This is a genomic window from Lentzea guizhouensis (genome assembly GCF_001701025.1).
In the GTDB taxonomy this organism is placed as follows: Bacteria; Actinomycetota; Actinomycetes; order Mycobacteriales; family Pseudonocardiaceae; genus Lentzea; species Lentzea guizhouensis.
The window spans coordinates 138,487-162,326 of record NZ_CP016793.1 but is presented as its reverse complement, the minus strand read 5'-3'; the positions used below and the strand labels follow the sequence as shown (position 1 = coordinate 162,326).

At 70.2% G+C, this 23,840-nt stretch carries 24 protein-coding genes; 13 read left to right on the top strand and 11 right to left on the bottom strand.

The features are described from left to right. Window positions 1-160: 160 nt before the first annotated feature. Both BBK82_RS00745 and BBK82_RS00740 read right to left on the bottom strand, forming a co-directional pair. Window positions 161-1,459: an MFS transporter gene (locus tag BBK82_RS00745; RefSeq protein WP_065913242.1), complete on the bottom strand. Its 1,299-nt coding sequence runs from the start codon at window positions 1,457-1,459 to the stop codon at window positions 161-163. Between the two features lie 9 nt (window positions 1,460-1,468). Next, window positions 1,469-4,558, bottom strand: a complete 3,090-nt coding sequence (locus BBK82_RS00740; RefSeq protein WP_083267717.1) for a carboxyl transferase domain-containing protein — start codon at window positions 4,556-4,558, stop codon at window positions 1,469-1,471. Between the two features lie 137 nt (window positions 4,559-4,695). Between BBK82_RS00740 and BBK82_RS00735 the strand changes: the two genes are divergently transcribed. Then, on the top strand, window positions 4,696-5,475 hold the full coding sequence (locus BBK82_RS00735; RefSeq protein ID WP_065913240.1) for a sporulation protein: 780 nt from the start codon (window positions 4,696-4,698) through the stop codon (window positions 5,473-5,475). 85 nt (window positions 5,476-5,560) lie between these two features. After that, the gene (locus tag BBK82_RS00730; protein ID WP_065913239.1) at window positions 5,561-5,833 is read left to right on the top strand and encodes a GlsB/YeaQ/YmgE family stress response membrane protein; all 273 of its coding nucleotides are present in this window, start codon (window positions 5,561-5,563) and stop codon (window positions 5,831-5,833) included. Here the strand turns inward: BBK82_RS00730 and BBK82_RS00725 are convergent. Further along, complete coding sequence (locus tag BBK82_RS00725; protein WP_065913238.1) at window positions 5,826-6,449, bottom strand: TetR/AcrR family transcriptional regulator; 624 nt, start codon at window positions 6,447-6,449, stop codon at window positions 5,826-5,828. The genes BBK82_RS00730 and BBK82_RS00725 overlap by 8 nt on opposite strands. A gap of 95 nt (window positions 6,450-6,544) precedes the next feature. On the opposite strand from BBK82_RS00725, the gene BBK82_RS00720 reads away from it, so the two are divergent. The 7 genes from BBK82_RS00720 to BBK82_RS00690 all read left to right on the top strand — a co-directional run bounded on the left by BBK82_RS00720 (window position 6,545) and on the right by BBK82_RS00690 (window position 13,559). Next, the gene (locus BBK82_RS00720) at window positions 6,545-7,690 is read left to right on the top strand and encodes an acyl-CoA dehydrogenase family protein (RefSeq protein WP_065913237.1); all 1,146 of its coding nucleotides are present in this window, start codon (window positions 6,545-6,547) and stop codon (window positions 7,688-7,690) included. Between the two features lie 10 nt (window positions 7,691-7,700). Beyond that, window positions 7,701-8,897 (top strand): acetyl-CoA C-acetyltransferase, encoded by a 1,197-nt coding sequence (locus BBK82_RS00715; RefSeq protein ID WP_065913236.1) that lies wholly within the window; start codon window positions 7,701-7,703, stop codon window positions 8,895-8,897. Further along, on the top strand, window positions 8,897-9,655 hold the full coding sequence (locus tag BBK82_RS00710; RefSeq protein WP_065913235.1) for an SDR family NAD(P)-dependent oxidoreductase: 759 nt from the start codon (window positions 8,897-8,899) through the stop codon (window positions 9,653-9,655). Before BBK82_RS00715 ends, BBK82_RS00710 begins: the two co-directional genes overlap by 1 nt. Window positions 9,656-9,745: 90 nt before the next feature. Next, window positions 9,746-10,867, top strand: coding sequence for a hypothetical protein (locus BBK82_RS00705; RefSeq protein ID WP_083267716.1), 1,122 nt, complete (start codon window positions 9,746-9,748; stop codon window positions 10,865-10,867). Further along, window positions 10,864-12,300, top strand: coding sequence for a vWA domain-containing protein (locus BBK82_RS00700; protein ID WP_065913234.1), 1,437 nt, complete (start codon window positions 10,864-10,866; stop codon window positions 12,298-12,300). Before BBK82_RS00705 ends, BBK82_RS00700 begins: the two co-directional genes overlap by 4 nt. Continuing rightward, the gene (locus BBK82_RS00695; protein ID WP_065913233.1) at window positions 12,287-12,997 is read left to right on the top strand and encodes a hypothetical protein; all 711 of its coding nucleotides are present in this window, start codon (window positions 12,287-12,289) and stop codon (window positions 12,995-12,997) included. The genes BBK82_RS00700 and BBK82_RS00695 overlap by 14 nt, the downstream gene beginning before the upstream one ends. A gap of 22 nt (window positions 12,998-13,019) precedes the next feature. Beyond that, window positions 13,020-13,559, top strand: coding sequence for a 3'-5' exonuclease (locus tag BBK82_RS00690; protein WP_065913232.1), 540 nt, complete (start codon window positions 13,020-13,022; stop codon window positions 13,557-13,559). Here BBK82_RS00690 and BBK82_RS00685 read toward each other — a convergent pair. After that, a complete protein-coding gene (locus BBK82_RS00685; RefSeq protein ID WP_065913231.1) occupies window positions 13,549-14,589 on the bottom strand; it encodes a DUF2855 family protein in 1,041 nt (346 codons plus the stop codon). The two genes, BBK82_RS00690 and BBK82_RS00685, sit on opposite strands and share 11 nt — an antisense overlap. 47 nt (window positions 14,590-14,636) lie before the next feature. Between BBK82_RS00685 and BBK82_RS00680 the strand changes: the two genes are divergently transcribed. Continuing rightward, window positions 14,637-15,212, top strand: a complete 576-nt coding sequence (locus BBK82_RS00680; protein ID WP_065913230.1) for a TetR/AcrR family transcriptional regulator — start codon at window positions 14,637-14,639, stop codon at window positions 15,210-15,212. Here BBK82_RS00680 and BBK82_RS00675 read toward each other — a convergent pair. Beyond that, the gene (locus BBK82_RS00675; RefSeq protein WP_065913229.1) at window positions 15,193-15,645 is read right to left on the bottom strand and encodes a MaoC family dehydratase; all 453 of its coding nucleotides are present in this window, start codon (window positions 15,643-15,645) and stop codon (window positions 15,193-15,195) included. The genes BBK82_RS00680 and BBK82_RS00675 overlap by 20 nt on opposite strands. A gap of 10 nt (window positions 15,646-15,655) precedes the next feature. Continuing rightward, complete coding sequence (locus BBK82_RS00670; RefSeq protein WP_065913228.1) at window positions 15,656-16,408, bottom strand: SDR family oxidoreductase; 753 nt, start codon at window positions 16,406-16,408, stop codon at window positions 15,656-15,658. Between the two features lie 136 nt (window positions 16,409-16,544). Between BBK82_RS00670 and BBK82_RS00665 the strand changes: the two genes are divergently transcribed. Continuing rightward, window positions 16,545-17,345 carry an SDR family NAD(P)-dependent oxidoreductase gene (locus BBK82_RS00665; RefSeq protein ID WP_065913227.1) on the top strand — a complete coding sequence of 267 codons (801 nt, stop codon included), beginning with the start codon at window positions 16,545-16,547 and terminating at the stop codon, window positions 17,343-17,345. Window position 17,346: 1 nt separating this feature from the next. Continuing rightward, the gene (locus tag BBK82_RS00660) at window positions 17,347-18,318 is read left to right on the top strand and encodes a quinone oxidoreductase family protein (protein WP_065913226.1); all 972 of its coding nucleotides are present in this window, start codon (window positions 17,347-17,349) and stop codon (window positions 18,316-18,318) included. A gap of 680 nt (window positions 18,319-18,998) precedes the next feature. On the opposite strand, the gene BBK82_RS00655 is transcribed toward BBK82_RS00660, so the two are convergent. The 5 genes from BBK82_RS00655 to BBK82_RS00635 form a co-directional block, all read right to left on the bottom strand. Next, complete coding sequence (locus BBK82_RS00655) at window positions 18,999-19,490, bottom strand: DUF6319 family protein (RefSeq protein ID WP_418287476.1); 492 nt, start codon at window positions 19,488-19,490, stop codon at window positions 18,999-19,001. Between the two features lie 96 nt (window positions 19,491-19,586). Continuing rightward, entirely contained in the window at window positions 19,587-19,808 is a 222-nt protein-coding gene (locus BBK82_RS00650; protein ID WP_071812504.1) for a hypothetical protein, read from the bottom strand. Next, window positions 19,805-20,962, bottom strand: coding sequence for a S8 family peptidase (locus BBK82_RS00645; protein ID WP_065913225.1), 1,158 nt, complete (start codon window positions 20,960-20,962; stop codon window positions 19,805-19,807). The genes BBK82_RS00650 and BBK82_RS00645 overlap by 4 nt, the downstream gene beginning before the upstream one ends. Before the next feature lie 62 nt (window positions 20,963-21,024). After that, window positions 21,025-22,197, bottom strand: a complete 1,173-nt coding sequence (locus BBK82_RS00640) for a cation:proton antiporter (RefSeq protein ID WP_065913224.1) — start codon at window positions 22,195-22,197, stop codon at window positions 21,025-21,027. Between the two features lie 5 nt (window positions 22,198-22,202). Next, entirely contained in the window at window positions 22,203-22,676 is a 474-nt protein-coding gene (locus BBK82_RS00635) for a cation:proton antiporter regulatory subunit (protein ID WP_065913223.1), read from the bottom strand. A gap of 18 nt (window positions 22,677-22,694) precedes the next feature. On the opposite strand from BBK82_RS00635, the gene BBK82_RS00630 reads away from it, so the two are divergent. Next, a complete protein-coding gene (locus BBK82_RS00630; protein ID WP_065913222.1) occupies window positions 22,695-23,795 on the top strand; it encodes a DUF1015 family protein in 1,101 nt (366 codons plus the stop codon). The last annotated feature ends 45 nt before the right edge of the window (window positions 23,796-23,840 follow it).

Sequence of the window (23,840 nt, the reverse complement as noted above, 5' to 3'; positions counted from 1 at the left end):
GTCGGTGGGGCTGCGGGGGAAGCACGGTCCAGTCAACGTTGACGGCATCAACGTCGACTCGTCGATGTTGACCCGGTCGACGTGAACAGCAGTTGATGCAGTCAACATTGACTGAGCTCGTCAATGTTGACTGCATCAACGTTGAGCCAGAGCTGTCAGCTCAGACCCGTTCGGGCTGGTGCGTCTCCGGCAGGCGCAGCACCGACACCAGCGTCACCACGGCCATGAGCAGCAGGAACGCCGACACCGACAGCGACGTCCCGGTCGCCCCCAGCAGCGCCGTCATGATGACCGGCGTGCCACCGCTGACCAGGATCGACGCCAGCTGGTAGGCCAGCGACGCACCGGAGTAGCGGACCTCGGGCGCGAACAGCTCACCCAGGTAGGCCGCGATCGGGCCGTAGACCAGCGACGACGCGATGCCGCCGACGGTCGTGGCCACGAACATCCACAGCAGCGAGCCCGTGTCGACCAGCAGGAAGTACGGGAACGCCCAGACGAGCATGCCGACCGTGCCCGCGATGATCAGCGGACGGCGGCCCAGCCGGTCGGACAGCGCCCCGGCGTAGAGGATCACCGGGATGCCGACCAGCGAGGACAGCAGGCTCACCATCAGCACGGACTCGCGCGCCAGGCCCAGCGTGGTGGTCGCGTAGGACAGCACACCGGCGATCGAGACGTAGAAGATGGCGTTCGAGGCGAACATCAGGCCAGCGCCGAGCAGGATGTGCTTGCGGTGCGAGCGCAGCGCCTCCTTCAGCGGTGCCTGGGCGACCGCGGGTGCGGTGGCGCGGCGTTCCTGCATCTCGCGGAACACCGGGCTGTCCTCGACCTTGAGCTGGATGAACAGCACGACCGGGAACAGCAGGGCGCTGGCGAGGAACGGCACGCGCCAGCCCCACGAGGCGAACGCCTCCTGGCTCATCGTCGTGGTGGCGGCGATGAAGGCGACGTTGCCGAGGAACACGCCGATCGGGACGCCGGCCTGGCCGAACGTGCCCGCGAAGCCGCGCCGGTTCGCGCCGGCCGACTCGGTGAGCAGCAGGACGACGCCGCCCCACTGCCCGCCGACCGCGATGCCCTGCAGGAACCGCAGCAGGACGAGCAGCAACGGCGCGCCGACGCCGATGCTGCCCGAGGTCGGCAGCAGGCCGATCAGGAACGTCGCGCCTGCCATCATGGCCAGGCAGATGACGAGCGCCGGCTTGCGGCCGAACTTGTCACCGACGTGGCCGAACACCAGCCCGCCGATGGGACGGGCGATGAACCCGGCCCAGAACGTGCTGAACGACAGCAGCAGCGCGACGAGCGGCGTTGCCTCGGGGAAGAAGAGCTTGGGGAAGACGAGCGCCGCTGCGGTTGCGTAGATGAAGAAGTCGTACCACTCAATGCTGGACCCGACCAGACCGGCAGCCATGAGCCTGCGCAAGGTCTTCTTTTCCGGGGCGACACTGACCACGGGTGCTCCTCACCAGGTGTCTATGAACGGGCGTTTCTTCCCGTGCGAGCGGGAAGCTGAGGGGGCCAGCGCCGTGGCGATCCACCTGCGGGTGTCCGCGGGGTCGATGACGTCGTCGATCTCGAAGACCGAGGCGACGTTGAGCGCTTTGCCGTGTTCGTAAGCCGCCGCGACCATCTGGTCGTAGCGCTGTTGCCGTTCGGCCGGGTCCTCGACGGCGTCGAGCTCGCGTTTGAAGCCGAGCTTCACCGCGCCTTCGAGACCCATCGGGCCGAACTCGCCGGTGGGCCAGGAGATGGCGAACTGCGGGACCTTCAGCGAGCCCGCCGCCATGGCCTGCGCGCCGAGGCCGTACGCCTTGCGGGTCACCACGAGTCCGAAGGGGACGGTCAGGTTCGCGCCGGTGACGACCATGCGGGTGAGGTGGCGGACGGTGGCGGTGCGTTCGGCGTCCGGGCCGACCATGAAACCGGGCGTGTCGCAGAGGCTCACGACGGGGAGGTCGAACGCGTCGCACAGCTGCAGGAACCGGGCGCACTTGTCGGCGGCGTCGGCGTCGATGGCGCCGCCGAGGACGGTGGGGTCGTTGGCGATGAGGCCGAGCGGCCGGCCCTCGACGCGGACGAGCGCGGTGACGATGCCCTTGCCGAAGCCGCCGCGGAGCTCCAGGACGGAGCCGGTGTCGGCGAGCGTGTCGATCAGCGCGCGGACGTCGTAGGCCCTCAGCCGGTTCTCGGGGACGGCGTGGCGGAGCAGGCGCTGGTCCGCGCACTTCCACGAACCGGAATTGTCGGTGCTGTCTGGGACAATTGATTCAAGGGGTCCCCCTTCGCGCGTGGGCGACGGCTGCGCGCTCGGGCGGGGGACGCCTGCGGAAGCGTGGGAGCCGGCCGGGGGCTGGGAGCCTGCCGGAGCTTGGAAGTACGAGAGGTACTTGCGGGCAACGGTGACCGCTTCTTCCTCGGAGGCGACCACGATGTCGACGACGCCGTTGGGCACCTGGACGTCCAACGGGCCGATGTCCTCGGGGCGGAACCTGCCGAGCCCGCCGCCCTCGATCATCGCCGGGCCGCCCATGCCGATGTTCGCGCCCTCGACGGCGATGATCACATCGCACGTGCCGAGCAGCACCGCGTTGCCGGCGAAACACCGGCCCGCGACCACGCCCACCAGCGGCACTTGGCCGCTGAGCTGCGCGAAGGCGTGGAAAGAGCCGCAGTCCAGACCGCTGACCATGCTGTGGTCGGTGTCGCCCGGCCGCCCGCCGCCGCCCTCCGCGAACAGCACCACCGGCAGGTTCTCCTGCTGCGCCAACGCGAACAGCCGGTCCTTCTTCTGGTGGTTGCGCAGGCCCTGGGTGCCGGCGAGCACCGCGTAGTCGTAGGACATCGCCACGATCCGCTGGCCGTTCACGACGCCGACGCCCGCCACCATGCCGTCGGCGGGCGTGCGTTCGATGAGCTCGGCCAACGGCCGGCGCGCGCGTTGGGCGGCGATCGCCAGACCGCCGTACTCGACGAACTCGGTGCAGAGGTCCGCGATGTTCTCCCGGGCGGTCCGGCCACCGGACGCGTGCCGCCGGGCAGCCGAGGAAGGCCGGTCGAAGTCGTGCCGTGCCAGCACCTCGGCCAGGTCCGGGCGCACGACGGAAAGATCCACCGGGGCGGCGTCCTCAGTGGACTCGCCAACGCCGGAGGCGAGCAGCTGGGCGCCGACCGTGTCGCCCACCGAGACCAGCACGTCGCCGGACACCCGCACGACGTGCTGCATCTTCATCGCTTCCAGCACCACGGAGTCCGCGGACACCGCGACCACGGTCCCGGCCAGCGGCGCGCGCATCCCGTCGGCCGGTTCGTCGGTGATGAAGTCCGTGGTGGCGCCGACGACGTCCCGCGTCAGCAACGTCCGCAGGAACTCCAGGTTCGTGGAGACCCCGTCGATCCGGAACTCGCCCAACGCCCGCCGCGCCCGGTTCAGCGCCACGTCCAGGTCCTCGCCGTGCACGACGAGCTTCGCGAGCAGCCCGTCGTACCGCGTGCCGACCCGGTAGCCGGGATACGCGTGGGTGTCGACGCGAACGCCCGGCCCGGACGGCGGTTGGAAGACCGACAGCGTCCCGCCCGAGGTCTGGTTCACCCGCAGCTGCACGGCCGAACCGCGGTCGAGCGGCGTGTAGTCGACGTCGCCGCCCCACGCCAGCAGCAGCTGGGTGCGCACGAGGTCCACACCGGACACCATCTCGGTCACGGTGTGCTCGACTTGCAGCCGCGGGTTGGCCTCCATGAAGTAGAACGCGTCCCCGGCCACCAGGTACTCGACCGTGCCGACGCCGGTGTAGCCGACGGCGGAGGCGAGCGACGCGGCCGCCGTGTGCAGCGCCTTGCGCAGCGCCAGGTCCAGCAGGGGAGCGGGCGCGATCTCGACGACCTTCTGGTGCCGCAGCTGCAACGAGCAGTCGCGGTCGCCGATCACCGCCGTCCCGACCAGCTGCACCTCGATGTGCCGGGCGGAGGGCAGCAAGCGTTCGAAGTAGACGTCACCGTTCCCGAACGCCGCCAGCGCCTCCGCCCGGCACGCCTCGACGGCGCTGTCGAGGTCTTCCGCGCGGTGCACCGCGCGCATGCCCTTGCCGCCACCGCCCGCGACGGCCTTCACCATCACCGGGAGCTCGCCGGGGACCGCGTCGAGCACCGGGATGCCGAGTGACGCCGCCAGCTCGCGGGCCCGCCGCTTGTCGCCGAGCAGCTCCAGCACCTCGGGTGACGGTCCGACGAACGTCAGGCCACGGGCTTGGCACGCCCGCGCGAACTCCGCGTTCTCGGCCAGGAAGCCCCAGCCGGGGTGCACGGCCTGGCACCCGTCCGCCGCGGCCAGCACCTGGTCGACGTCCAGGTACGGCGACGGTCCACGCAGCGCGACGGCCCGGTCCGCCAGCGTCACGTGCAGCGACGCGGCGTCGTCCTCCGCGTACACCGCCACGGTGCGTATGCCGAGGTCAGCTGCCGCGCGCAGCACGCGGACGGCGACCTCACCCCGGTTGGCGACGAGCAGCACTGCGAACCTCCTGAGCGACCGCTTAGTATGTGACGGCGGTCGCATGTTGCCACCTGAGGTCAACAGAAGTCCATACGGAACCGATCGGGGGGAGTGAGACGTCAACGGAACGCTTCGGGGCGAACCGGCGATTCAGTTGGCAGACTTCCCCGCACAGTTGCGAAGGGCTTCAGGAGGCCGCAGTGGTGTTCAAGAGGATGTTGCGCGCGTTCGGCGTGGGCGGGCCGACTGTCGACACGGTGCTGACCAACCCGAACGTCCGGCCCGGCGAGGTGCTGAGCGGCGAGGTCAGGATCGCGGGCGGCGACCACCCGGCCGAGATCGACCACGTCACGCTGGCGCTGCTCACCCGCGTCGAGGTCGAGAGCGGCGACAACGAGTACAACACCAACATGGAGTTCCACAAGTTCTCCGTGGCTCAGCGGATCGTGGCGCAGCCGCACCAGAACCTCTCGCTGCCCTTCCAGGTCCCGGTGCCGGTCGAGTGCCCGCTGAACGTCGTCGGCGGCATGCAGCTCGCCGGCATGCAGCTGGGCCTGCGCACCGAGCTCGAGGTCCGCGGCGCGGTCGACCCCGGTGACCTCGACCCGATCTGGGTGCACCCGCTGCCCTCGCAGGACGCGGTGCTGCAGGCGTTCGGGCAGATGGGCTTCCGCTTCACCAAGGCCGACAACGAGCGGGGCCGCATCCACGGCGTGCCGCAGACGCTGCCGTTCTACCAGGAGATCGAGTTCTACCCGCCGCCGCAGTTCGCGGGCCGCGTCAAGCAGGTCGAGCTGACCTTCGTCACGACGCCGCAGCACGTCCACGTGATCCTGGAGGCCGACAAGCGCGCCGGCCTGCTGCGTGCCGGTGGGGACGCCTACGGCCGCTTCGCCGTCACGCACGAGCAGGCGGTCGGCACGGACTGGACCGCGACGATCAACCAGTGGATGAGCCAGGTGTCGGGCAGCCGCTGGTAGGTCTCGCGCTGCGGATCACGCCGGGTGCCGGGATGATTCGGCGTGAGTTCCCCGTGAAGTCGGGGAGTAGCGGGAGGAGGCGTCCGTGACCATCGAGAGCATTCTCGGCGCGCTCATCATCGGCCTGGTGCTCGGTTTGCTGGGCAAGCTGTTCGCGCCGGGCAAGCAGAACATCCCGATCTGGCTGACCCTGCTGGTCGGCATCGCGGCCGCGTTCATCGGGTCGTGGCTCGCCAGGCTGTTCGGCGTGGAGGACACGCCGGGCATCGACTGGATCGAGGTGATCGTCCAGATCGTGGTCGCCGCGATCGGCGTCTCGCTCGTGGCCGGTCTGTACGGCCGCAGCAAGGTCAGGTAGCGGGCCGCAGCATCCGCAGGACGAGGTCGGCGTACAGCGCGCCGATCTCGTCCGGCGTGCGCCTGCCGCCCGGCTGGTACCAGCGGGCCACGTCGATGCACAGCGACAGCACCGCGAGCGTCGCGCCCGGCAGGTCCGGCACGTCGAACACGCCGTCGGCGATGCCGTCGGAGATGAACGCCCGCATCCGCCCGTCGATCTGCCTGCGCAGCTCCGCCACCTCCGCGTGGTGTTCCGGTGAGAGCGCGCCCAGCTCGTACTGCACCACCCGCGCCGTCGTGTGGAACTCCGCGTGCCACCCCGCGAACGCCGCCACCGCGTTCTTCAGCCGCTCCACCGCGTCGGCGCCGCTGATGGCCGAGAGCAGCGTCAGCGACGTCTCGTGGCCGACGCGGGAGATGGCGAACAGCAGCTCTTCCTTGGAGCGGTAGTGGATGTACACCGCCGCGGGGGACATTCCGGCCAACGCGGCGATGTCCCGGGTCGTCGTCGCGTGGTATCCCTTGTCCGCGAACGCGTGCGCGGCCGCGATGAGCATCCGGCGGGCGGCGTCCGGGGTGATCGAGCGCCACGTCTCGTCGAGCAGCTCGAACTCGTCCAGGCCGGTCGTCGTCATCGGGCCGCTCCTCGCGTGTTGACAGGTGATGGATCGTACTGCACGCTAAGCGGGCGCTTAGCGCTAAGCAACCGCTTAGTATGGAGGTAGGGGTCGTGCAGCGGACGCTGTTCAACGAGGACCACGTCGCGTTCCGGGAGTCGGCGAAGGAGTTCGTCGACCGCACGATCGTGCCGAACGTCGAGAAGTTCATCGAGCAGCGGGTGATCGACCGCGACGTCTGGCTGGAGGCCGGGCGTCAGGGCCTGCTGGGCCTGGAGATCCCGGAGGAGTACGGCGGCAGCGGTGCGAACGACTACCGCTTCAACGCCGTCTTCGCCGAGGAGCTCTGCCGGGTCAACGCGGCCGTCGCGTCGTCGCTCGGCATCCACGGTGACGTCGTCGCGCCGTACCTGGTCGACCTGTGCACCGAGGAGCAGAAGCAGCGCTGGCTGCCCGGCATGTGCACCGGCGAGCTCAAGACCGGCATCGCGATGACCGAGCCCTCCGGTGGCTCCGACCTCGCCGCGCTGAAGACCACCGCCGTGCACGACGGTGACGACTGGATCCTCAACGGCTCCAAGACGTTCATCACCAACGGCTACACCGCCGACATGATCGTCGTCGCGGCCCGCACCGACCCGGCGAAGGGCGCGCGCGGCATCACGCTGTTCGCCGTCGAGACCGGCATGCCCGGCTTCGAACGCGGCCGCAAGCTCGACAAGGTCGGCCAGCACCCCTCCGACACCGCGGAGCTGTTCTTCTCCGACGTGCGCCTGCCCGCCGCGAACATGATCGGCGAGGAGGGCCAGGGCTTCATCTACATGATGGAACGCCTGCCGCAGGAGCGGATCGGCGCCGCCATCTCGAACCTCGCGCACGCCCAGGGCATCTTCGACGAGACCCTGGAGTACGTGAAGGAGCGCAAGGCGTTCGGGCAGGCGATCGGCAAGTTCCAGCACAACAAGTTCCTGCTCTCGGAGCTGCGCACCAAGCTCGACGTGACGCAGGCGTTCGTCGACAACCTGACCATGCAGCACGTGCGGCGCGAGCTGACCGCGGTCGAGGCGGCGCAGGCGAAGTACTGGAGCGCCGACATCGAGAACGAGGTCATCGACGCCTGCGTGCAGCTGCACGGCGGCTACGGCTACATGACCGAGTACCGCGTCGCCCGCGCGTGGATGGACGCCCGCGTCACGAAGATCTGGGCGGGCTCCAACGAGATCATGAAGGAACTCATCGGCCGCGACCTCGGCCTGTAAGGGGTGTGCTGTGGCGGAAGCCGTCATCGTCTCCACCGCGCGGTCGCCGATCGGCCGGGCGCGCAAGGGTTCGCTCGTCTCGCTGCGGCCGGACGACCTGGCCGTGCAGGTGATCTCCGCGGCGCTGGGCGAGATCCCCGCCACCGAGATCACCGACCTGCACCTCGGGTGTGCCGAGCCGCAGGACGAGCACGGGCAGAACATCGCGCGCCGGGTGGCCGTGCAGCTCGGGTACGACAGCGTGCCCGGCACGACGGTCAACCGGTTCTGCGCGTCCTCGGTGCAGACCGCGCGGATGGCGTTCCACGCGATCAAGGCGGGCGAGGGGCACGCGTTCATCTCCGCCGGCGTCGAATGCGTGTCGCGGTACATGCACTCCGGTGCGCCCTCGTCGAACCCGTTGTTCGACGAGGCGCAGCAGCGGACGGCCGACACGGCGGCGTCCAACGCGCCGTGGACCGACCCGCGGCTGGACGGCAAGCTGCCCGACTACTACATCGCGATGGGCCAGACCGCGGAGAACGTCGCCACCCAGCTCGGCATCTCCCGGCACGACCAGGACGAGTTCGCGGTGCGGTCGCAGAACCTCGCCGAGAAGGCGATCGCGGACGGGTTCTTCGCCCGCGAGATCACGCCGGTGACGCTGCCGGACGGGACCGTGGTGTCCACTGACGACGGTCCGCGCGCCGGAGTGACGTACGAGGCCGTCTCGTCCTTGAAGCCGTCGTTCCGCCCCGAGGGCACCGTCACCGCCGGCAACTGCTGCCCGCTCAACGACGGCGCCGCCGCCGTGGTGGTCATGAGCGACGTGCGGGCCCGCGAGCTCGGGCTGACCCCGTTGGCGCGCATCGTGTCCACCGGTGTCTCCGGGCTTTCGCCGGAGATCATGGGCCTCGGGCCGGTGGAAGCCACGCAGCAAGCGCTTGCGCATGCCGGTATGTCCATTTCGGACATCGACCTGGTGGAGATCAACGAGGCGTTCGCCGTGCAGGTGCTCGGCAGCCAGCGCGCGCTCGGCATCGACATCGACCGGCTGAACGTGCACGGCGGTGCCATCGCGCTCGGCCACCCGTTCGGCTCGACCGGCGCCCGGATCATGACCACCCTGATCAACGGCATGCGGTCCCGCGACGCCCAGTTCGGTCTGGAGACGATGTGCGTCGGCGGCGGTCAGGGCATGGCGATCATCCTGGAAAGGCTCTCGTAGTGGGAATCCTGGACAAGTTCCGCCTCGACGGGAAGGTCGCGATCGTCACCGGCGCGTCCTCGGGGCTCGGCGTGGCGTTCGCGAAGGGCCTGGCGGAGGCGGGCGCGGACGTCGTGCTCGCGGCCCGGCGCGCGGACAAGCTGAAGGACACGGCGGCACTCGTCGAGTCCGTCGGCCGGCGCGCGCTGGTCGTGCAGGCCGACGTGTCGCAGCCCGACGACTGCCGTGAGGTGGCCCGCGCCGCCGCCGAGTTCGGCCCGGTGCACGTGCTGGTCAACAACGCCGGTGTGGCGTCGGCGGTGCCGGCCTCGCGCGAGACGCCCGAGCAGTTCCTCGGCGTGATGGACGTGAACCTCAACGGCGCGTACTGGATGGCGCAAGCGGCGGGGGCGGTGATGACGAACGGCGGTTCGATCATCAACATCTCCAGCGTGCTGGGCCTGGTGACCGGGGGCATCCCGCAGGCGGCCTACTCGGCGTCGAAGGCCGGTCTGCTCGGCTTGACCCGCGACCTGGCGCAGCAGTGGACCGGGCGCAAGGGCATCCGCGTCAACGCGATCTGCCCCGGTTTCTTCGCCTCGGAGATGACCGACCAGTACCCGCCGGGCTACCTGGAGAAGATGCGGGCCGCGTTGCCCGCGGGCCGGATCGGTGACCCGGAGGAGCTGGCCGCCGCGGTCGTCTTCCTCGCGTCCCCGGCCGGTGGTTACGTGACCGGCGAGACGCTGGTCGTGGACGGTGGCGCGGTCATCGTCTGACTCTTTCGTTTGGCCCTGATCGGCGTAGTGCCAAAGGCCCCCTTGACACGTCTAATCCTGTCGAGGGGGCCTTTGGCATGAGGGGGAGCCGTGCAGGAACCGGAGTTCAAGGCTGTCGACCCGCGACGACGTTTCCTGCTGTGGTTCGTGCCGCCGTTGGCGGTGTTCGTGGTCGGCCTGGTGGTGCTGCTGGTCACCGGGCACGTCACCGGGCCGTTCAAGGGCGTCACCGTGGTGCGGGTGATGCTCGCGTCCAAGCGGGAGTTCTTCCAGGACGAGCAGGTGAAGCGGATCCTGATGGCGCGCGGCTACCAGGTGCACGTGACGCCGATCGGGTCGCGCGACCTCGCCGACAGCCCTGATCTCGACAGCTACCACTTCGTGTTCCCGTCCGGGCACGTGGCGAACGAACGGGTCAAGGCGCGCCGGGAGGGCAAGCACGCGGTGCCGTTCCGGCCGTTCTTCACACCGGTCGTGCTCGGCACCTTCCGCGAGTACGCCGAGGCGCTGGTGCGGGCGGGCGCGGCCACCGCGCACGACAAGAGTGACGCGCCGCTGTACTACAACCTCGACCTCAAGAAGTTCATGGCGCTGTCCACGACGCGGTGGAGCGACTACCAGATGGGCAACGGCAACCTCGTCATCGCCCAGTCGCCGGACCCGTGCAAGGCCTACTCGGGTGCCGCGCTCGTCGGGTTCTACGCTGCCGCGATCCGCAACGAGCCGGTGCAGAGCCTGCAGGCGGCGGAGGAGCTGGCGCTGCAGGTCAAGCCGCACATCGCCGCGCAGGGCCAGGCCGGTGAGGACATGTCACCGAAGTTCTTCGTGCCGGAAGGACGCACGCACGCGGTCATCGCGGTGATATACGAGCACCAGTATATTGCATATCAGTTGCGGCGGGAGCAGGTCGACCGCGCTCGCGTGCTGCTCTACCCGACGGCGCAGCACCAGAGCACGCCCGAGCTCATCTCGTTCACGCCGGAGGGCGACCGGATCGGCGAGCTGATGATGAACGACCCCGGGCTGCGCCGGCGCGCGGTCGAGCTGGGGTTCCACGCGCTGGGCTGGAGCGGTGAGACCGACCAGGACTTCGGCCAGGTGATCACCGGGCGCGGGCTGCCGGAACCACCCGCCGAGCAGGCGGGCCGGGTGCCGCTGCCCAAGGCGGAGTACTTCGAGCGCATGCTCGACGTGGTCGGCGACTGCCGATGAGGGTGCTCGCCGCGGTGCTGCTGCTCCTGCTCAGCGCGTGCGCAGCGTGCACAGCGAGCTCACCCGCGCCGGTCCGGCTGCGGATGCTCGCGAGCCCCGAGCTCGCCGACCTCGGTCCGGTGCTCGCCGAGCTGAAGCGCGCCACCGGTGTCGAGCTCGTGGTGGAGCACCGGGGCGCGGTCGAGGCCAGCCGGTCGCTCGCCGGGTTCGACGTGGCGTGGTTGTCCACCAACAGGTTCTTGCGGCTGCGCGGTGCCGAGCCCGCGTTGTCGGCGAGCATCATGACCTCGCCGGTGGTGCTGGGCGTGCGGCGGGGCAAGCGGGCGGTGCTGGGCGAGCGGCCGACGTGGGCGGACCTCGCGGACCGGGCGGCGATGGGGGAGTTCCGCTACGGCATGGCCGACCCGCGCGTCTCCGGTGGCGGGATGGCCGCGCTCATCGGGGTCGCGACGGCGGCCGCGGGCACCGGTGCGGCGTTGCGGCCGCAGGACGTGAGCTGCGACCGGCTGCAGGGGTTCCTCGCCGGGCGGGCGTTCGACGTGCCCGACCCGGTCGGCGAGCTCGTCGCCCGGCCGGAGGTGGACGGGGTCGTCGCACACGAGTCGGAACTGCTGGCGCTCAACGCTTCCGGGCGGCTCACCGAGCCGTTGGACCTCGTGTACCCGCGTGACGGGATCGTGCTGTCGGACTACCCGCTGATGCTCGTCGAGCCGGCCCAGCGCGCCGCCTACGACCGGGTCGTGGAGTGGCTGCGGTCCCCGGCGGCCCAGCGGATGATCACCGAACGCACCTGGCGGCGGCCCGTCGACCCGGCCACGCCGCGCGACTCCAGGCTGACCGCGGACATCGGCACCGCGCTGTACTTCCCGGACAGCCAGGAGGTCCTGGACCGGCTGCTGCTGTTCCACGACCGGGCGGGCGACGGCCGGCAGGTGGTCTTCGTGCTGGACTACTCGACATCCATGCGGGGCGAGCGGATCGCCGCTCTGCGGGAGGCTTTCGCGTCGCTGAACGGGTTCGACCGCTTCTACGTCGGCGAGACGGTCACGATCGTCCGGTTCGCGGGCACTGTGCTGGAGGAGCGGTCGGTCACCGTGCGCGGACGGGCCGACCTCGACGCGTTGCGGGCCGTCGTCGCCTCGGACGACCTGCGCGACAACACGGCGATCTGGGGCGCGCTCGACCACGCGCTGCGGCTGGCCCGCGGCGAGACGACGGTCGTGCTGATGACCGACGGCGAGAACAACGCGGGACCGTCGGTGGACGAGTTCCTGCGCGTCGGCCGGGGCGAGGTGCCCGTGTACCCGATCCGGTTCGGCGAGGCGGACCGCGCCGAGCTCGACCGCGTGGCCCAGGCCAGCGGGGGCCGGCTCGTGGAGGCCGGCGCGAGGTCGTTGCTGGAGGCGGTGAGGGAGATCCGTGGGTGTCGATAGAGCGCTGTGGTGGTCCGTCTCGTGGGGCTGGGTCCTGCTGTGGGTGGCGACGCTGGTCGCGTTCTTCGTCGTGGTCGCGCTGGCGGTGCGGTGGGTGCGCCACCGCGACCCCGCGCCGGAGGTGCCGGGCCTGCTGTTCTACGTGCACGGCCAGCGCATGATCAACCTGTGCAAGGTCGGCCGCTACGACGACGCCGTCACCCGGCAGTTCGTCAAGCAGATCACCGTCACCAAGAACGGCAAGCTCCAGGTCGGCCCGAGCGAGTTCGGCATCGGCGTGGACGGTTCGGTGGTGGAGCAGAACACCGACACCTACGAGAAGCCCGCCACGGAGATCGACGTCATCGGCGTGGTGCTGGCGGGACTGCGGGCCGCGCACGGTGTCGTGGACGTCGACCTGACCGCCAGGACCATCACCGCGGACGAGGCGTGGCGGCGCGGGAGGGCCACCCGGCTCAACGACATCCGCGACTACGTGTCGTTGCACGGGCGGTTCGAGCTCGGCGACGACACCGGTGACCGGGCGGTGCTGCTCGCGCCCGTCGGCGAGCACCGGGTGCGGGTCGAGTGCGACCGGGACAGCCTGCGCGACACGATGCCGCCAGGGCAGTTCAACGCGCGGTGCCTGGGCAAGGTGCAGTCCTGGAACGCGGAGACCGGGGAGGTCGTGGTGCTGCCGGTCGTCGTATTCCAGTAGACGCGGCAGGGACGATCGGTGCGTGAAACTGGATCAGGTGCTCGTCGTCGACGTGGAGTCGACGTGCTGGGAGGGAACGCCGCCGCCGCGGGAGGCGTCGGAGATCATCGAGATCGGGATCTGCCCGGTCGAGGTGGGGTCCGGCGTTCGGGGCGAGCGGCGCAGCGTGCTCGTGCGGCCCGTGCGGTCGGCCGTCAGCCCGTTCTGCACCGAGCTGACGACGCTGACCCCGGCGATGGTCGCCGAGGGCGTCTCGTTCGCCGAGGCGTGTGCGGTGCTGCGCAAGGAGTACCGGTCCGACGACCGGGTCTGGGCGTCGTACGGGGACTACGACCGCAAGATGTTCGAACGGCAGTGCGCGGCGTTCGGGGTGAAGTACCCGTTCGGGCCGCGGCACCTGAACGTCAAGACGTTGTTCGCGTTGACGCACAGGTTGCCGCGCGAGATCGGGATGGCCGACGCGGTGCGGATGGCGGGGCAGCGGCTCGACGGCACGCACCACCGCGGCCACGACGACGCGTACAACATCGCCGGCCTGCTGCTGGGGCTGCTCAACAGGTGATCACGTGCGCCCGGTCCGGCCGGGTGCCACCGCCGAGCACCTCCCGCCACACCGCGACCAGCGCGTCCGGGCCCTCGCGGTGCTCGACCCGCACCTGCTCCGCGGCCTGCGCGGTCAGCGAGCGCCAGGCCGCGGCGAACCGGGTCGCGAGACCGTCGGGGCCCCACTCCCGGATGCGGTCGCGCATGCGGCTGGGCGCGAAGAAGAACTCGGACCGCGGGTCCTGCCGCACGTCCTGGTGGGTGAGGCCGATGGAGATGTCCTTCACCAGCGCGGCGCCGAGGTGGTCGTGCAGGGCGTCGCGCAGCTCGGGGGAGCCGCTGAAGTCCAGGTACGCCGTCGGATCGCGCGGCAGGTCGGTGATCCGGTCGTAGGTCAGCACGGTGTCGTAGCAGCCGAGACCGCGGGTGAACTCGGCGTTGCGCGGCGAGGTGAGGCCGACGGTGTGGGTCCTGGTGAGACCCACCGCGGTGCCGAACGCGGTCTTGCTGGAGGCCGAGGAGATCACGACGCTGCGGGCGCCGTGGTGGTCGTTGTCCGCCAGCTGGTCCGCGAGCAGGAACGACGTGTAGAACAGCGGCCGGTAGAGCATCTGCAGGTCTTCGTGCTCGGCGACGTAGGCCGGGTCACCCGTGGTGGTGAAGTAGCGGTTGTAGGCGCTGGGCAGTCCGGTGCGGTGTTCGCTCACGTCGACGAAACCGCCGGCGTCCAGCGATGGCCGCACGACGACGTGGCTGCTCATCGGGAGGTAGCCGTAGACGCGGGTGCCGGTCGGCAGGCCGTCCACAGCGGACTCGACGACGTCGGCGAAACCCCACACCGGGACGATTCCCCTGGGTGCGGTGGCGGGGAAGAAGTTCCAGTAGCCGATGGCGTCGCCGAAGACGCCGTAGGTGACGTTGTTGGCGGTCAACCCGACGCGGTCGACGCGCAGCAGCGCCTCACCGCCGGAGACGGCCGGGACGTCGTGGCGGAGCACCTCGGCGCGGGTGAGGTCGGTGCGGTCGATGAACACGGTCCAGGCGCTCATGGCTGGAGGTCCTCTCGAAAGTCGGTCCCGCTGGGTACGCTCCGGGCGTGACCGTGCCTGAAAGACTGATCGACGCCGCCACCCGCCTGTTCGCGGACAAGGGGTACGAACGCGTCGCCGTGCAGGAGATCGTGGAGAGCGCCGGAGTCACCAAAGGCGCTATGTACCACTACTTCGGGTCGAAGGACGACCTGCTGCACGAGATCTACGGGCGGTTGCTGCGCTTGCAGACCGAGCACCTGGAGAAGATCGCGTCCAGCACCGGGCCGGTCGAGGACCGGCTGCGCGAGGCCGCGGTCGACGTGATCGTCACCAGCATCGACGACTTCGACGCGGCCAAGGTGTTCTTCCGCTCGATGAACCACCTGTCCGCGGAGAAGCAGAAGGTGGTGCGGGCGGAACGGCGGCGCTACCACGAGAAGTTCCGCGGCCTGGTCGAGGAGGGCCAGCGCGACGGCACCTTCCGCGCCGACGTGCCCGCCGACGTCGCCACGTACTACTTCTTCGGGTCGCTGCACCAGCTGGGCACGTGGTACCGCCCGGACGGGGAGATCCCGGCCGGGCGGCTGGCGGAGCACTACGCGGACCTGCTGATCCACAGCCTCACGGCACGATCACGCTGACGATCTCGGCGACGCACGCCGGCTTGTCGCCGCCCTCGATCTCGACGACGACCTTGGTCACGAGCTGCTTGCCCAGTGCGATGTCCGAGACGTCGAGCAGCTCCACGCCCGCGCGCACCCTGGCGCCGACCAGCACCGGCTGCGGGAAGCGGACCTTGTTGCTGCCGTAGTTCACGCCCATCTTGATGTTCTTGACGGTGTAGACGTCCCGCACCAGGTACGGCACCAGCGACAACGTCAGGTAGCCGTGCGCGACCGGGCCGCCGAACGGGCCCTTCGCGGCCTTCTCGACGTCGATGTGGATCCACTGGTGGTCGAGCGTCGCGTCGGCGAACAGGTTGACCTGCTCCTGCGTGACCTCGTGCCACTCGCCGAACCCGAGGTGTTCGCCCTTCGCGGCGACCAGCTCGTCGATGTTCTCGAACGCGCGCATGTGGCTGCCCTCAGTCCTTCGGTCCGCCGGCGACGTAGATGACCTGGCCGGACACGAAGCCCGCGCCCTCGCTGACGAGGAACGACGCGGTGTGCGCAATGTCCTCCGGCTGGCCGACGCGCGCGACCGGGATCGCCTGCGCGGCACCGTTGACGAGGTCCTCGAACGAGATCTTCATGCGCTCGGCGGTCGCCTTGGTCATCTCGGTGGCGATGAAACCGGGCGCGATCGCGTTGACCGTGACGCCGAACTTGCCGAGCTCGATCGCGAGGGTCTTGGTGAAGCCCTGCAGACCGGCCTTGGCGGCGGAGTAGTTGGCCTGGCCGCGGTTGCCGAGCGCGCTGGTGCTGCTGAGGTTGACGATGCGGCCGAAGCCCTCTTTCGTCTGGTAGGCCTGTACGGCCTTGCTCATCAGGAACGCGCCGCGCAGGTGCACGTTCATGACGGTGTCCCAGTCGCTCGCGGACATCTTGAACAGCAGGTTGTCGCGCAGCACACCCGCGTTGTTGATGAGCACGGTCGGCGCGCCCAGCTCCTCGGCGACCTTGGCGACCGCGGCGCCGACCTGCTCCTCGTCGGCAACGTCGACCTTGAGGCCGATGGCACGCCCACCGCCCGCGGTGATCTTGTCGGCGCCGTCGAGCACGCCCTGCTCGTCGAGGTCGAGCAACGCGACGGCCAGGCCGTCCGCGGCGAGACGCTGCGAGACCGCGGCACCGATGCCACGAGCCGCGCCGGTGACGATGGCAACCCTGTCGGCCACAGGTCCTCCTTCGTTGGGCTTGCGGTTGTTGAGGGCTAAGCAAGCGCTTAGTAACGTACCTATCAGTCCGCTTGACGTCCAGCGCTGTGCGGACGACCATACCGACTGGTCGGAATGTGGCAATTCGAGGAGGCAGATGCCCGTGGAACTCACCGGCAAGGTCGCGCTCATCACCGGCGGATCCAACGGCATCGGCGCCGCGTCCGCCCGTCGGCTGGCTTCGCTCGGTGTCCGGGTCGTGGTCGCCGACGTCGACGTCGACCAGGGCAAGCTCGTCGCCGACGAGATCGGTGGCGTGTTCGTGCGCTGCGACGTGACGCAGCCGGCCGAGTCAGTGGAGGCGGTCGCGGTCGCGGTGCGCTCGTTCGGCGGGCTGGACCTGGCGTTCCTGAACGCCGGGATCGGCACCGGGTGCTCGCTGGGCGACGACTTCGACGTCGAGGTGTACCGGCGGGCGATGGCGATCAACCTCGACGGTGTGGTCTACGGCGTTGCCGCCGCGTTGCCTGCTGTGCGTGCTGCCGGCGGTCAGATCATCGCCACCGCGTCGATGGCCGGCCTCATGCCGATGCCGGGTGACCCGGTCTACGGCGCGAACAAGGCCGCGGTGGTCGGACTGGTGCGGTCCTTGGCCGGCGCGTACCCCGACATCCGCGTGAACGCGCTGTGCCCGGCGTTCGCCGACACCGACATCATCACCCCGCTGCGCTCGACGCTGCAGGACATCGGCATGCCGATCCTGCCGGTGTCCACCGTGGTGGACACGTTCATGTCCATTGTGGAGGGTTCAGGCACCGGCGAGGCGTGGTTCGTGCAGTCCGGCCGCCCCTCCGAGCCGTTCGGCTTCCGCAACCCGCCCGGCCCGCGCAACCCCGACGGCTCGCGCATCGACGCCGCCCGCAAGGACCCCGTTTCCATCGCGCTCGAGGAGAACTGACGTGCGTGCCATCCAGATCACCGAGTTCGGCGGCCCCGAGGTGCTCCAGCAGGTGGAGCTGCCCGACCCGGTGCCGGCCGAGGGCGAGGTGCTGATCACCGTCTCGCGCGCCGGCCTGAACTACGCCGACACGCACCAGGCGGAGAACTCCTACCTGGCCCAGATGACCCTGCCCCTGGTGCCGGGCGGTGAGGTCGTCGGGACCACTTCGGACGGTCGCCGCGTCGTGGCGCTGACGAAGAACTCCGGCGGCTACGCGGAAAAGGCCGTGGCGCCGGCGCTGACGACGTTCGACGTGCCGGACGGCGTCGATGACCTCACCGCGCTGTCGATGGTCGTCCAGGGCGCGACGGCGTGGCTGCTGCTGCGCAAGTCAGCCCACCTGGAGCCCGGCGAGTCCGTCGTGGTGCACGCCGCGGCCGGCGGCGTGGGCACGATCGCGGTGCAGCTGGCCAAGCTGTGGGGCGCCGGCCGGGTGATCGCGACGGCGTCGTCGGACGAGAAGCGCAAGCTGGCCCTGGACCTGGGCGCCGACGTGGCGATCGACTCACGCGCGGAGGACATGACCGCGGCGCTGATCGAGGCGAACGGCGGGCGCCGGGTCGACATCGTGCTGGACATGACCGGGGGTGCGACCACTGATCAGTCGCTGGTGGCGCTGGCTCCGTTTGGAAGGCTTGCGTTTTACGGCATGGCCTCGCGGGAAAGGCCGAAGCCGGTTGATCTCGGGGCACTGCTCGTGCACTCCACGACCGTTGCGGGTATGTGGCTGCCTCACGCGTTGAGGGTGCGGGATGCGGAGCACGGGACGTTGGCGCATCGGGCGATGGCGGAGCTGTTCGGGCTTGTCGTGGGTGGGGAGTTGAAGGCTGTTGCCGGTGGGGAGTACGGGTTGGGGGAGGTTCGGCAGGCGCATGAGGATTTGAGGGCTCGGCGGACTTCCGGGAAGTTGTTGCTGGATCCGTCTCGGTGAGGGACCGCCTCGGGCGTTCCTGGTGCCCGCCTGGGGGCGGGCAGTTCCTGGTGCCTGCCTGAGGGCGGGCAGTTCCTGGTGCCCGCGTTGTGTCGGTGCGCGCCTTCGGCGCCGGGGGGACTCCGTCCCCCTCGACCCCCTGACAACTGATCAAAGACTGGGCCAGCGCCCTCGGCGGGTAGATGGCACGCCTGTTGCTTTCGGCGGCTTGCGGTTGCGTGGGTGCTTGCGTTCCGGTGGTCAGTCCCGTCACGTGCCGCACCAGAGGCAGCCACACTCAGAGGGATGGGTCAAGTCCGAAGAGCGTGGACTTGACCCATCCCTCTGAGCGCGGCAGGGCTTCGCCTGCGGCTCGTGACGGGACTGACCACCGGGGCTCCCTTCGGGAGGACGGCTCGGGCCTGCGGCCCTCGATCAAAAGCATGCGCGGCTTGGGCAAGTGGGCGGTGTGGTGGTGCCGGGCCCGCGGTTCCTTATTCCGGGGCGAGCGTCGGGGTGAGGTTCGGACATGAGAGAGACGTGGGCAGGGGTGGATCAGGACGACATTCACCCGTCCGGGTGAGGTCGTCCCTGCCGACCTCGGAGATTCGAACCAGCAATCCTGCGAACAACAGTCGCCTGTAGACGCCAAAGGGGCGGTCCGCGTGATGCGGACCGCCCCTTCGGCGGGTGGTGCGGAGTTACTCCGAGAGCTCCGCCAGCTGCGCCTTCACCCTGGCGAGCTCGGCCTCGAGCTCCTCCATGCGGGTGCGGTGCTGGTCGCGGGCCGCCTCGAGCACCGATTCGATGCCCTCGGCGATGTCCTCGTGCAGTTCCTTGGCCGCCTTGGCGACGGCGATGGCCGGGATGACCAGGCCCGAGACCACGCGCTGGGTGCCGTGGACCAGGTCGGCCTGCCATTCGCCCTCGGCGGTGCCGGTGACCGTGAGCGTGAGCTCGACGGTGCGGGTCTTCTTCGCCGTGCTCTTGGGACGGGCGGCGGCCTTCGGCTTCTCGGCCTTGGTGGCCGGTTCGGCCGGAGCCGGCTTCTCGGCCGGGACCGGCTTCTCAGCTGGTGCGGCCTCCGCGGGCTTGGCGGCCTCGGCCGGCTTCGGAGCCTCGGCTGCGGGAGCCGTGGGCGCCTCCGCGTCGGTCTTCTCGACTGCCTGCACCTCGGTGAGCGTGTCCGACACGATCAGGTTTCCTCTCTGCGCAACGACGTGACCCCGCGCACAATCGTAGAACACACGTTCGATCAAGCGTGAATGGGGTCGCAGCAGAGAGCCTAGTCAGTAGGGCGGGAGCTGTACGCGCCACTGCCGTTCCACGTCGATCACACCCGGTACCGCTCGCAGGGCCGGGATCGCGCGGATGTCGGCGGTGCCGGTGACCACGCCCAGTGCCTCCAGGACCGTGTCGACGACCAGGCCCGCCTCCCGCAGGTCGGTGAGGACCTGGGGGAGGGAGCCTTCCGCCACGGAGACCATCACCTGGTCCACCGAGCCGGTCATGGTGCCTGGACGAGTCCGCTGCCGATGTCGGTCGAGGGCAGCGGCAGGCGCAGGGCCGTGCCGGTGAGGCGGGCCCACAGTTCGTAGGCCCGGGCGCCGGTCTTCTCGGCGATCAGGACCGCCACGCCGGACACGTGCGGGGTGGCCATGGAGGTGCCGCGCAGGCGGCGGTACTTCTCCGGGAGCTTGAACGACGAGTGGACGTCCACGCCCGGTCCGCACACGTCGATCTGGCCGATCTTGTCCGCCGAGCCCGAGGAGAACGACGCGATCGCGCGGTTCACGTCGATCGCGGCCACCGCGATGATGGACGGGCAGCGCGCGGGGTGGCCCACGGGTGCGATGCGGCCCGGCCGGGACGAGGCGTTGCCCGAGGCGGCGATGATCAGCGTGCCCTTGGCGAGCGCGCGCTGGGCGACGGTCTCGTAGATCTGCGAGTACGGCGTGCCGGCGGGGACGTCGGCGCCCAACGACATCGAGATGACGGCGCAGCCGTTGGTCACGGCCCAGTCGATGCCGCCGAGGATGCCGCCGTCGGAGCCGGAGCCCGCGTTCGACAGGACCTTGCCCGCGAAGATCTCGGCCTCGGGTGCCACGCCGTAGCCGGGCAGCGTCGAGGGCTTGCGCGGGCCCGCGGCGGTGCCGATGCAGTGCGTGCCGTGGCCGTGGCCGTCCTGCACGTCCTCGCCGGTGATGAACGACTTCGTGGTGATCGCGCGGCCGGTGAAGTCCGGGTGGTTCTTCTCCCAGCCGGTGTCGAGCACGGCGAGCTTGACGCCCTTGCCGGTGGCGGTGCTGACGTCGGCGCCTACGGCCTGCAGGCCCCAGGTCAGCACGGACTCGTCGGCCGCGGTCTCCGGTTCCTCTTCCTGGACCGGGGCGGCGAACGCGTGCACGACGCGTTCCGGTTCGACGATCTGCACCGGGCCGGGGCGCTCGGCGGCGCCGTTCAGCCCGGCCAGCAGGGTCGGGTCCCCCGACACCACGGCGACGCCGAGCTCGGGGAACACCTGCAGGGTGTCCGAGCCGACCTCGCCGGTGTTCGGGTTGAACCCCGCGATGTCGCCGAGCTCGGCCACTCCCTCGTCGACGGCGTCCTCCTGCAGCAGCACCAGGAATCGGCCGGTCGTCTCCACTTCCGCTGGTTCGGTCATGATGTTCGCCCCTACTCTCCTGTAGCCCTACTGAAGAGAGTCGTCATCCAGGGGCATCTGTTTCAGGCCGTTTGCCGACGACGTTGAAAGAATTCCCCGATCGGCTCAACGTACTTGGCCGCGATCGGCCCGAGGATCGCCATCAGCAGCACGTAGGCGGTCGCGAGCGCCGCCAGGTCGCCGTCCACCTGGCCGGAGGCGACCGCCAGACCGGCGATGACGATGGAGAACTCACCGCGCGCGACCAGGGCGACCCCCGCACGCATGCGCCCCATCTCGCCGATGCCCTGCCTGCGCGCCGCCCACCAGCCGGTGACGATCTTCGTCACGGTCGTCACCACCGCCAATGCCACCGCGATTCCAAGAACGGGTGGAATTGATTTCGGGTCGGTGTTCAGCCCGAAAACGACGAAGAACATCGCGGCGAACAAATCGCGCAGCGGTTCCAGCAACCGGGTGGCGTTCTCGGCGGTCGACCCGGAGATCGCGATGCCGAGCAGGAACGCGCCCACCGCCGCCGACACCTGCAGCTGCGAGGCCACCCCGGCCACCAGCAGCGCCGAGCCGAGCAGCTTCAGCAGGAACACCTCGTGGTCGGGGCTGTCCACGATGGCCGAGATGAAGCGGCCGTACTTGAGCGCCACCACCAGGACCACGGTGATCGCGAGCAGCGAGATGCCGACCGAGGTGAGGCCGCCGAGGAAGCTCACGCCCGACAGCACGGCGGTGAGCACCGGCAGGTACACCGCCATCGCCAGGTCCTCGAACACCAGCACCGACAGCACGACCGGTGTCTCGCGGTTGCCGAGCCGGCCCAGGTCGCCCAGCACCTTCGCGACGATGCCCGAGGAGGAGATGTAGGTGACGCCGGCCATCGCGAGCGCCGCGACCGGGCCCCAGCCCAGCAGGAACGCCGCGATCGCGCCCGGTGCCGCGTTCAGCACGAGGTCGAGCACGCCCGCCATCCACGAGCGCTTCAAGCCCGTGGTGAGCTCGGAGGCCGAGTACTCGAGGCCCAGCAGCAGCAGGAGCAGCACGACGCCGATCTCGCTGGCCAGGTGCGTGAACTCCTCGATGCCGTGCAACGGCACGAAGCCGCCGACACCGAACGCGAGACCGCCGATGAGGTAGAGCGGGATCGGCGAGATGCCCATCTTCCAGGCGACCCGGCCGAGCAGACCAAGACCGAAGAACACCGCGCCGAGCTGGATGATGGCGATGGTTGTCTCATGCACTGTGCTTAACCGCCGTGGAGGATCTCGGCGGCGGCGTCGAGGCCGTCCGCGGTGCCGACGACGACCGCGAGGTCACCGTTGGAGAAGATGAACTCCGGTCCGGGCGACGGGTGGGCGTTGCCGGCGCGCACGACGGCCACGATGGACACACCTGTCCTGGTGCGCAGGGCGGTCTCGCCGAGCGTGTGGTTCGCGAACGCGGTCACCGGCAGCTGGCGGGTCGTGATGCCCGCGATGTCGCGGTGCTCCTCGCGCAGGTGGGCCACGAGCTGCGGCGCGCCGAGCAGGCCCGCGAGCGTGTTCGCCTCCTCCGGTGAGAGGGGTATCGACGCGGCGCAGGAGTCGGGATCGCTCGCCTTGGACAGGATGAGCTCGAACCGGCCGTCGCGATAGGTGATCACACCGACCCGGCGCCCGGCGCGGATGGTGAAGTCCTGACGCGTCCCGATGCCCGGAAGGGGCGTGATCTCCACGTTCACACAGATCATGATACGTGGATGTCTCTCCCAGTACGTCCGGTGCGACGCGGGTGGGTGGTGCGCGACCGCGTGCCCGGTCCCGACGTCGACGAGTTCGCCGAGCCCGGCCAGGTGATCGGGGCGCTGGCTCGCGCCCCGCACGGCACCCTGCTGGCCGTCCAGCACCCGCACCGCACGCCTCGGGCACTCGCGGCGGGCACCGGGCTGCTCGAAGCGCTGCCCGCGGCCAAGGCCGAGCTGGCGGTGCTGATCAGGCGGGCCTACCGGGAGGTGACCGACGTCGTCGCGCCCTACCGGGTGGACGGACCGGACGGCACGGCGTGCGGGCTGCTGTGCCTGGTCGACCCGGACGCCATCGCGCACACCGAGGACGTCTACCCGGACGTGGTCGCCGAACGCGCCGAGGTGCTCGCCTCGCTCGGCATCGCCACGAGCGCGGCGATGCTGGTGCCGATGACACCGGACGACGGCCTCACCGAGCTGGTGCTCGGCATGACCGAGGACCCGGAGGTGTCGCTCGTGGACTCCGGCGGGCGCAGGCACTGGGTGTGGCTGGTCGGTCCCGGTGCGCGCCAGGACACCTTCCTGCGGGCCGCGGGAGCGCACCGGTTGCTGGTGGCGGACGGCAACCACCGGGTCGCGGCGGCGCGGGAGGCGGGCCTGGCGGGGTTGCTGGCGCTCGTCACGGCGGGACCGGGGCTGCGGGTGGGGCCGATCCACCGCGCGGTCGTGGGAACCGGGCTGGCCGCGTCCGATCTGGTGACGGCGTGGGAACGGGTCGGGCTGCGGGTCGGCGAGCTGCCGTTCGTGATCGACCCGGAGCCGGGGGTGGTGGTCGTGCGCACCCCCGACACGGTGCTGCGGGTCGAGCTGCCGGCGGGGCGGGGGATCGACCACGCCGTGGTGGAGTCGGTGCTGCTGCACCAGGCGCTCGGGCTCGACCCGGAGAGCCCGAGCGTGAAGGCCGTGGTGGACCCGCGGGTCGAGGCGGAGGCGGTGCTGCTGATCGCCCCGGTGCCGCTGGCGCGGGTGCTGGCGGGGGCCAAGATGCCCCGCAAGAGCACGTACTTCACGCCCAAGCCGCGCAGCGGGCTGCTGCTCGCGGACCTGACCCCGTAGTGCCCTGCCGGGCGGGTTCCTTAGGCCCTGTTGAACGATCCCGCT

What these genes read in the sequence shown, in the direction of transcription:
- BBK82_RS00740 (WP_083267717.1), bottom strand. Translation starts at nt 4,558, where the DNA reads ATGCGACCGCCGTCACATACTAAGCGGTCGCTCAGGAGGTTCGCAGTG.
- BBK82_RS00725 (WP_065913238.1), bottom strand. Translation starts at nt 6,449, where the DNA reads ATGACGACGACCGGCCTGGACGAGTTCGAGCTGCTCGACGAGACGTGG.
- BBK82_RS00700 (WP_065913234.1), top strand. Translation starts at nt 10,864, where the DNA reads ATGAGGGTGCTCGCCGCGGTGCTGCTGCTCCTGCTCAGCGCGTGCGCA.
- BBK82_RS00685 (WP_065913231.1), bottom strand. Translation starts at nt 14,589, where the DNA reads ATGAGCGCCTGGACCGTGTTCATCGACCGCACCGACCTCACCCGCGCC.
- BBK82_RS00675 (WP_065913229.1), bottom strand. Translation starts at nt 15,645, where the DNA reads ATGCGCGCGTTCGAGAACATCGACGAGCTGGTCGCCGCGAAGGGCGAA.
- BBK82_RS00665 (WP_065913227.1), top strand. Translation starts at nt 16,545, where the DNA reads ATGCCCGTGGAACTCACCGGCAAGGTCGCGCTCATCACCGGCGGATCC.
- BBK82_RS00650 (WP_071812504.1), bottom strand. Translation starts at nt 19,808, where the DNA reads ATGACCGGCTCGGTGGACCAGGTGATGGTCTCCGTGGCGGAAGGCTCC.
- BBK82_RS00645 (WP_065913225.1), bottom strand. Translation starts at nt 20,962, where the DNA reads ATGACCGAACCAGCGGAAGTGGAGACGACCGGCCGATTCCTGGTGCTG.
- BBK82_RS00630 (WP_065913222.1), top strand. Translation starts at nt 22,695, where the DNA reads ATGTCTCTCCCAGTACGTCCGGTGCGACGCGGGTGGGTGGTGCGCGAC.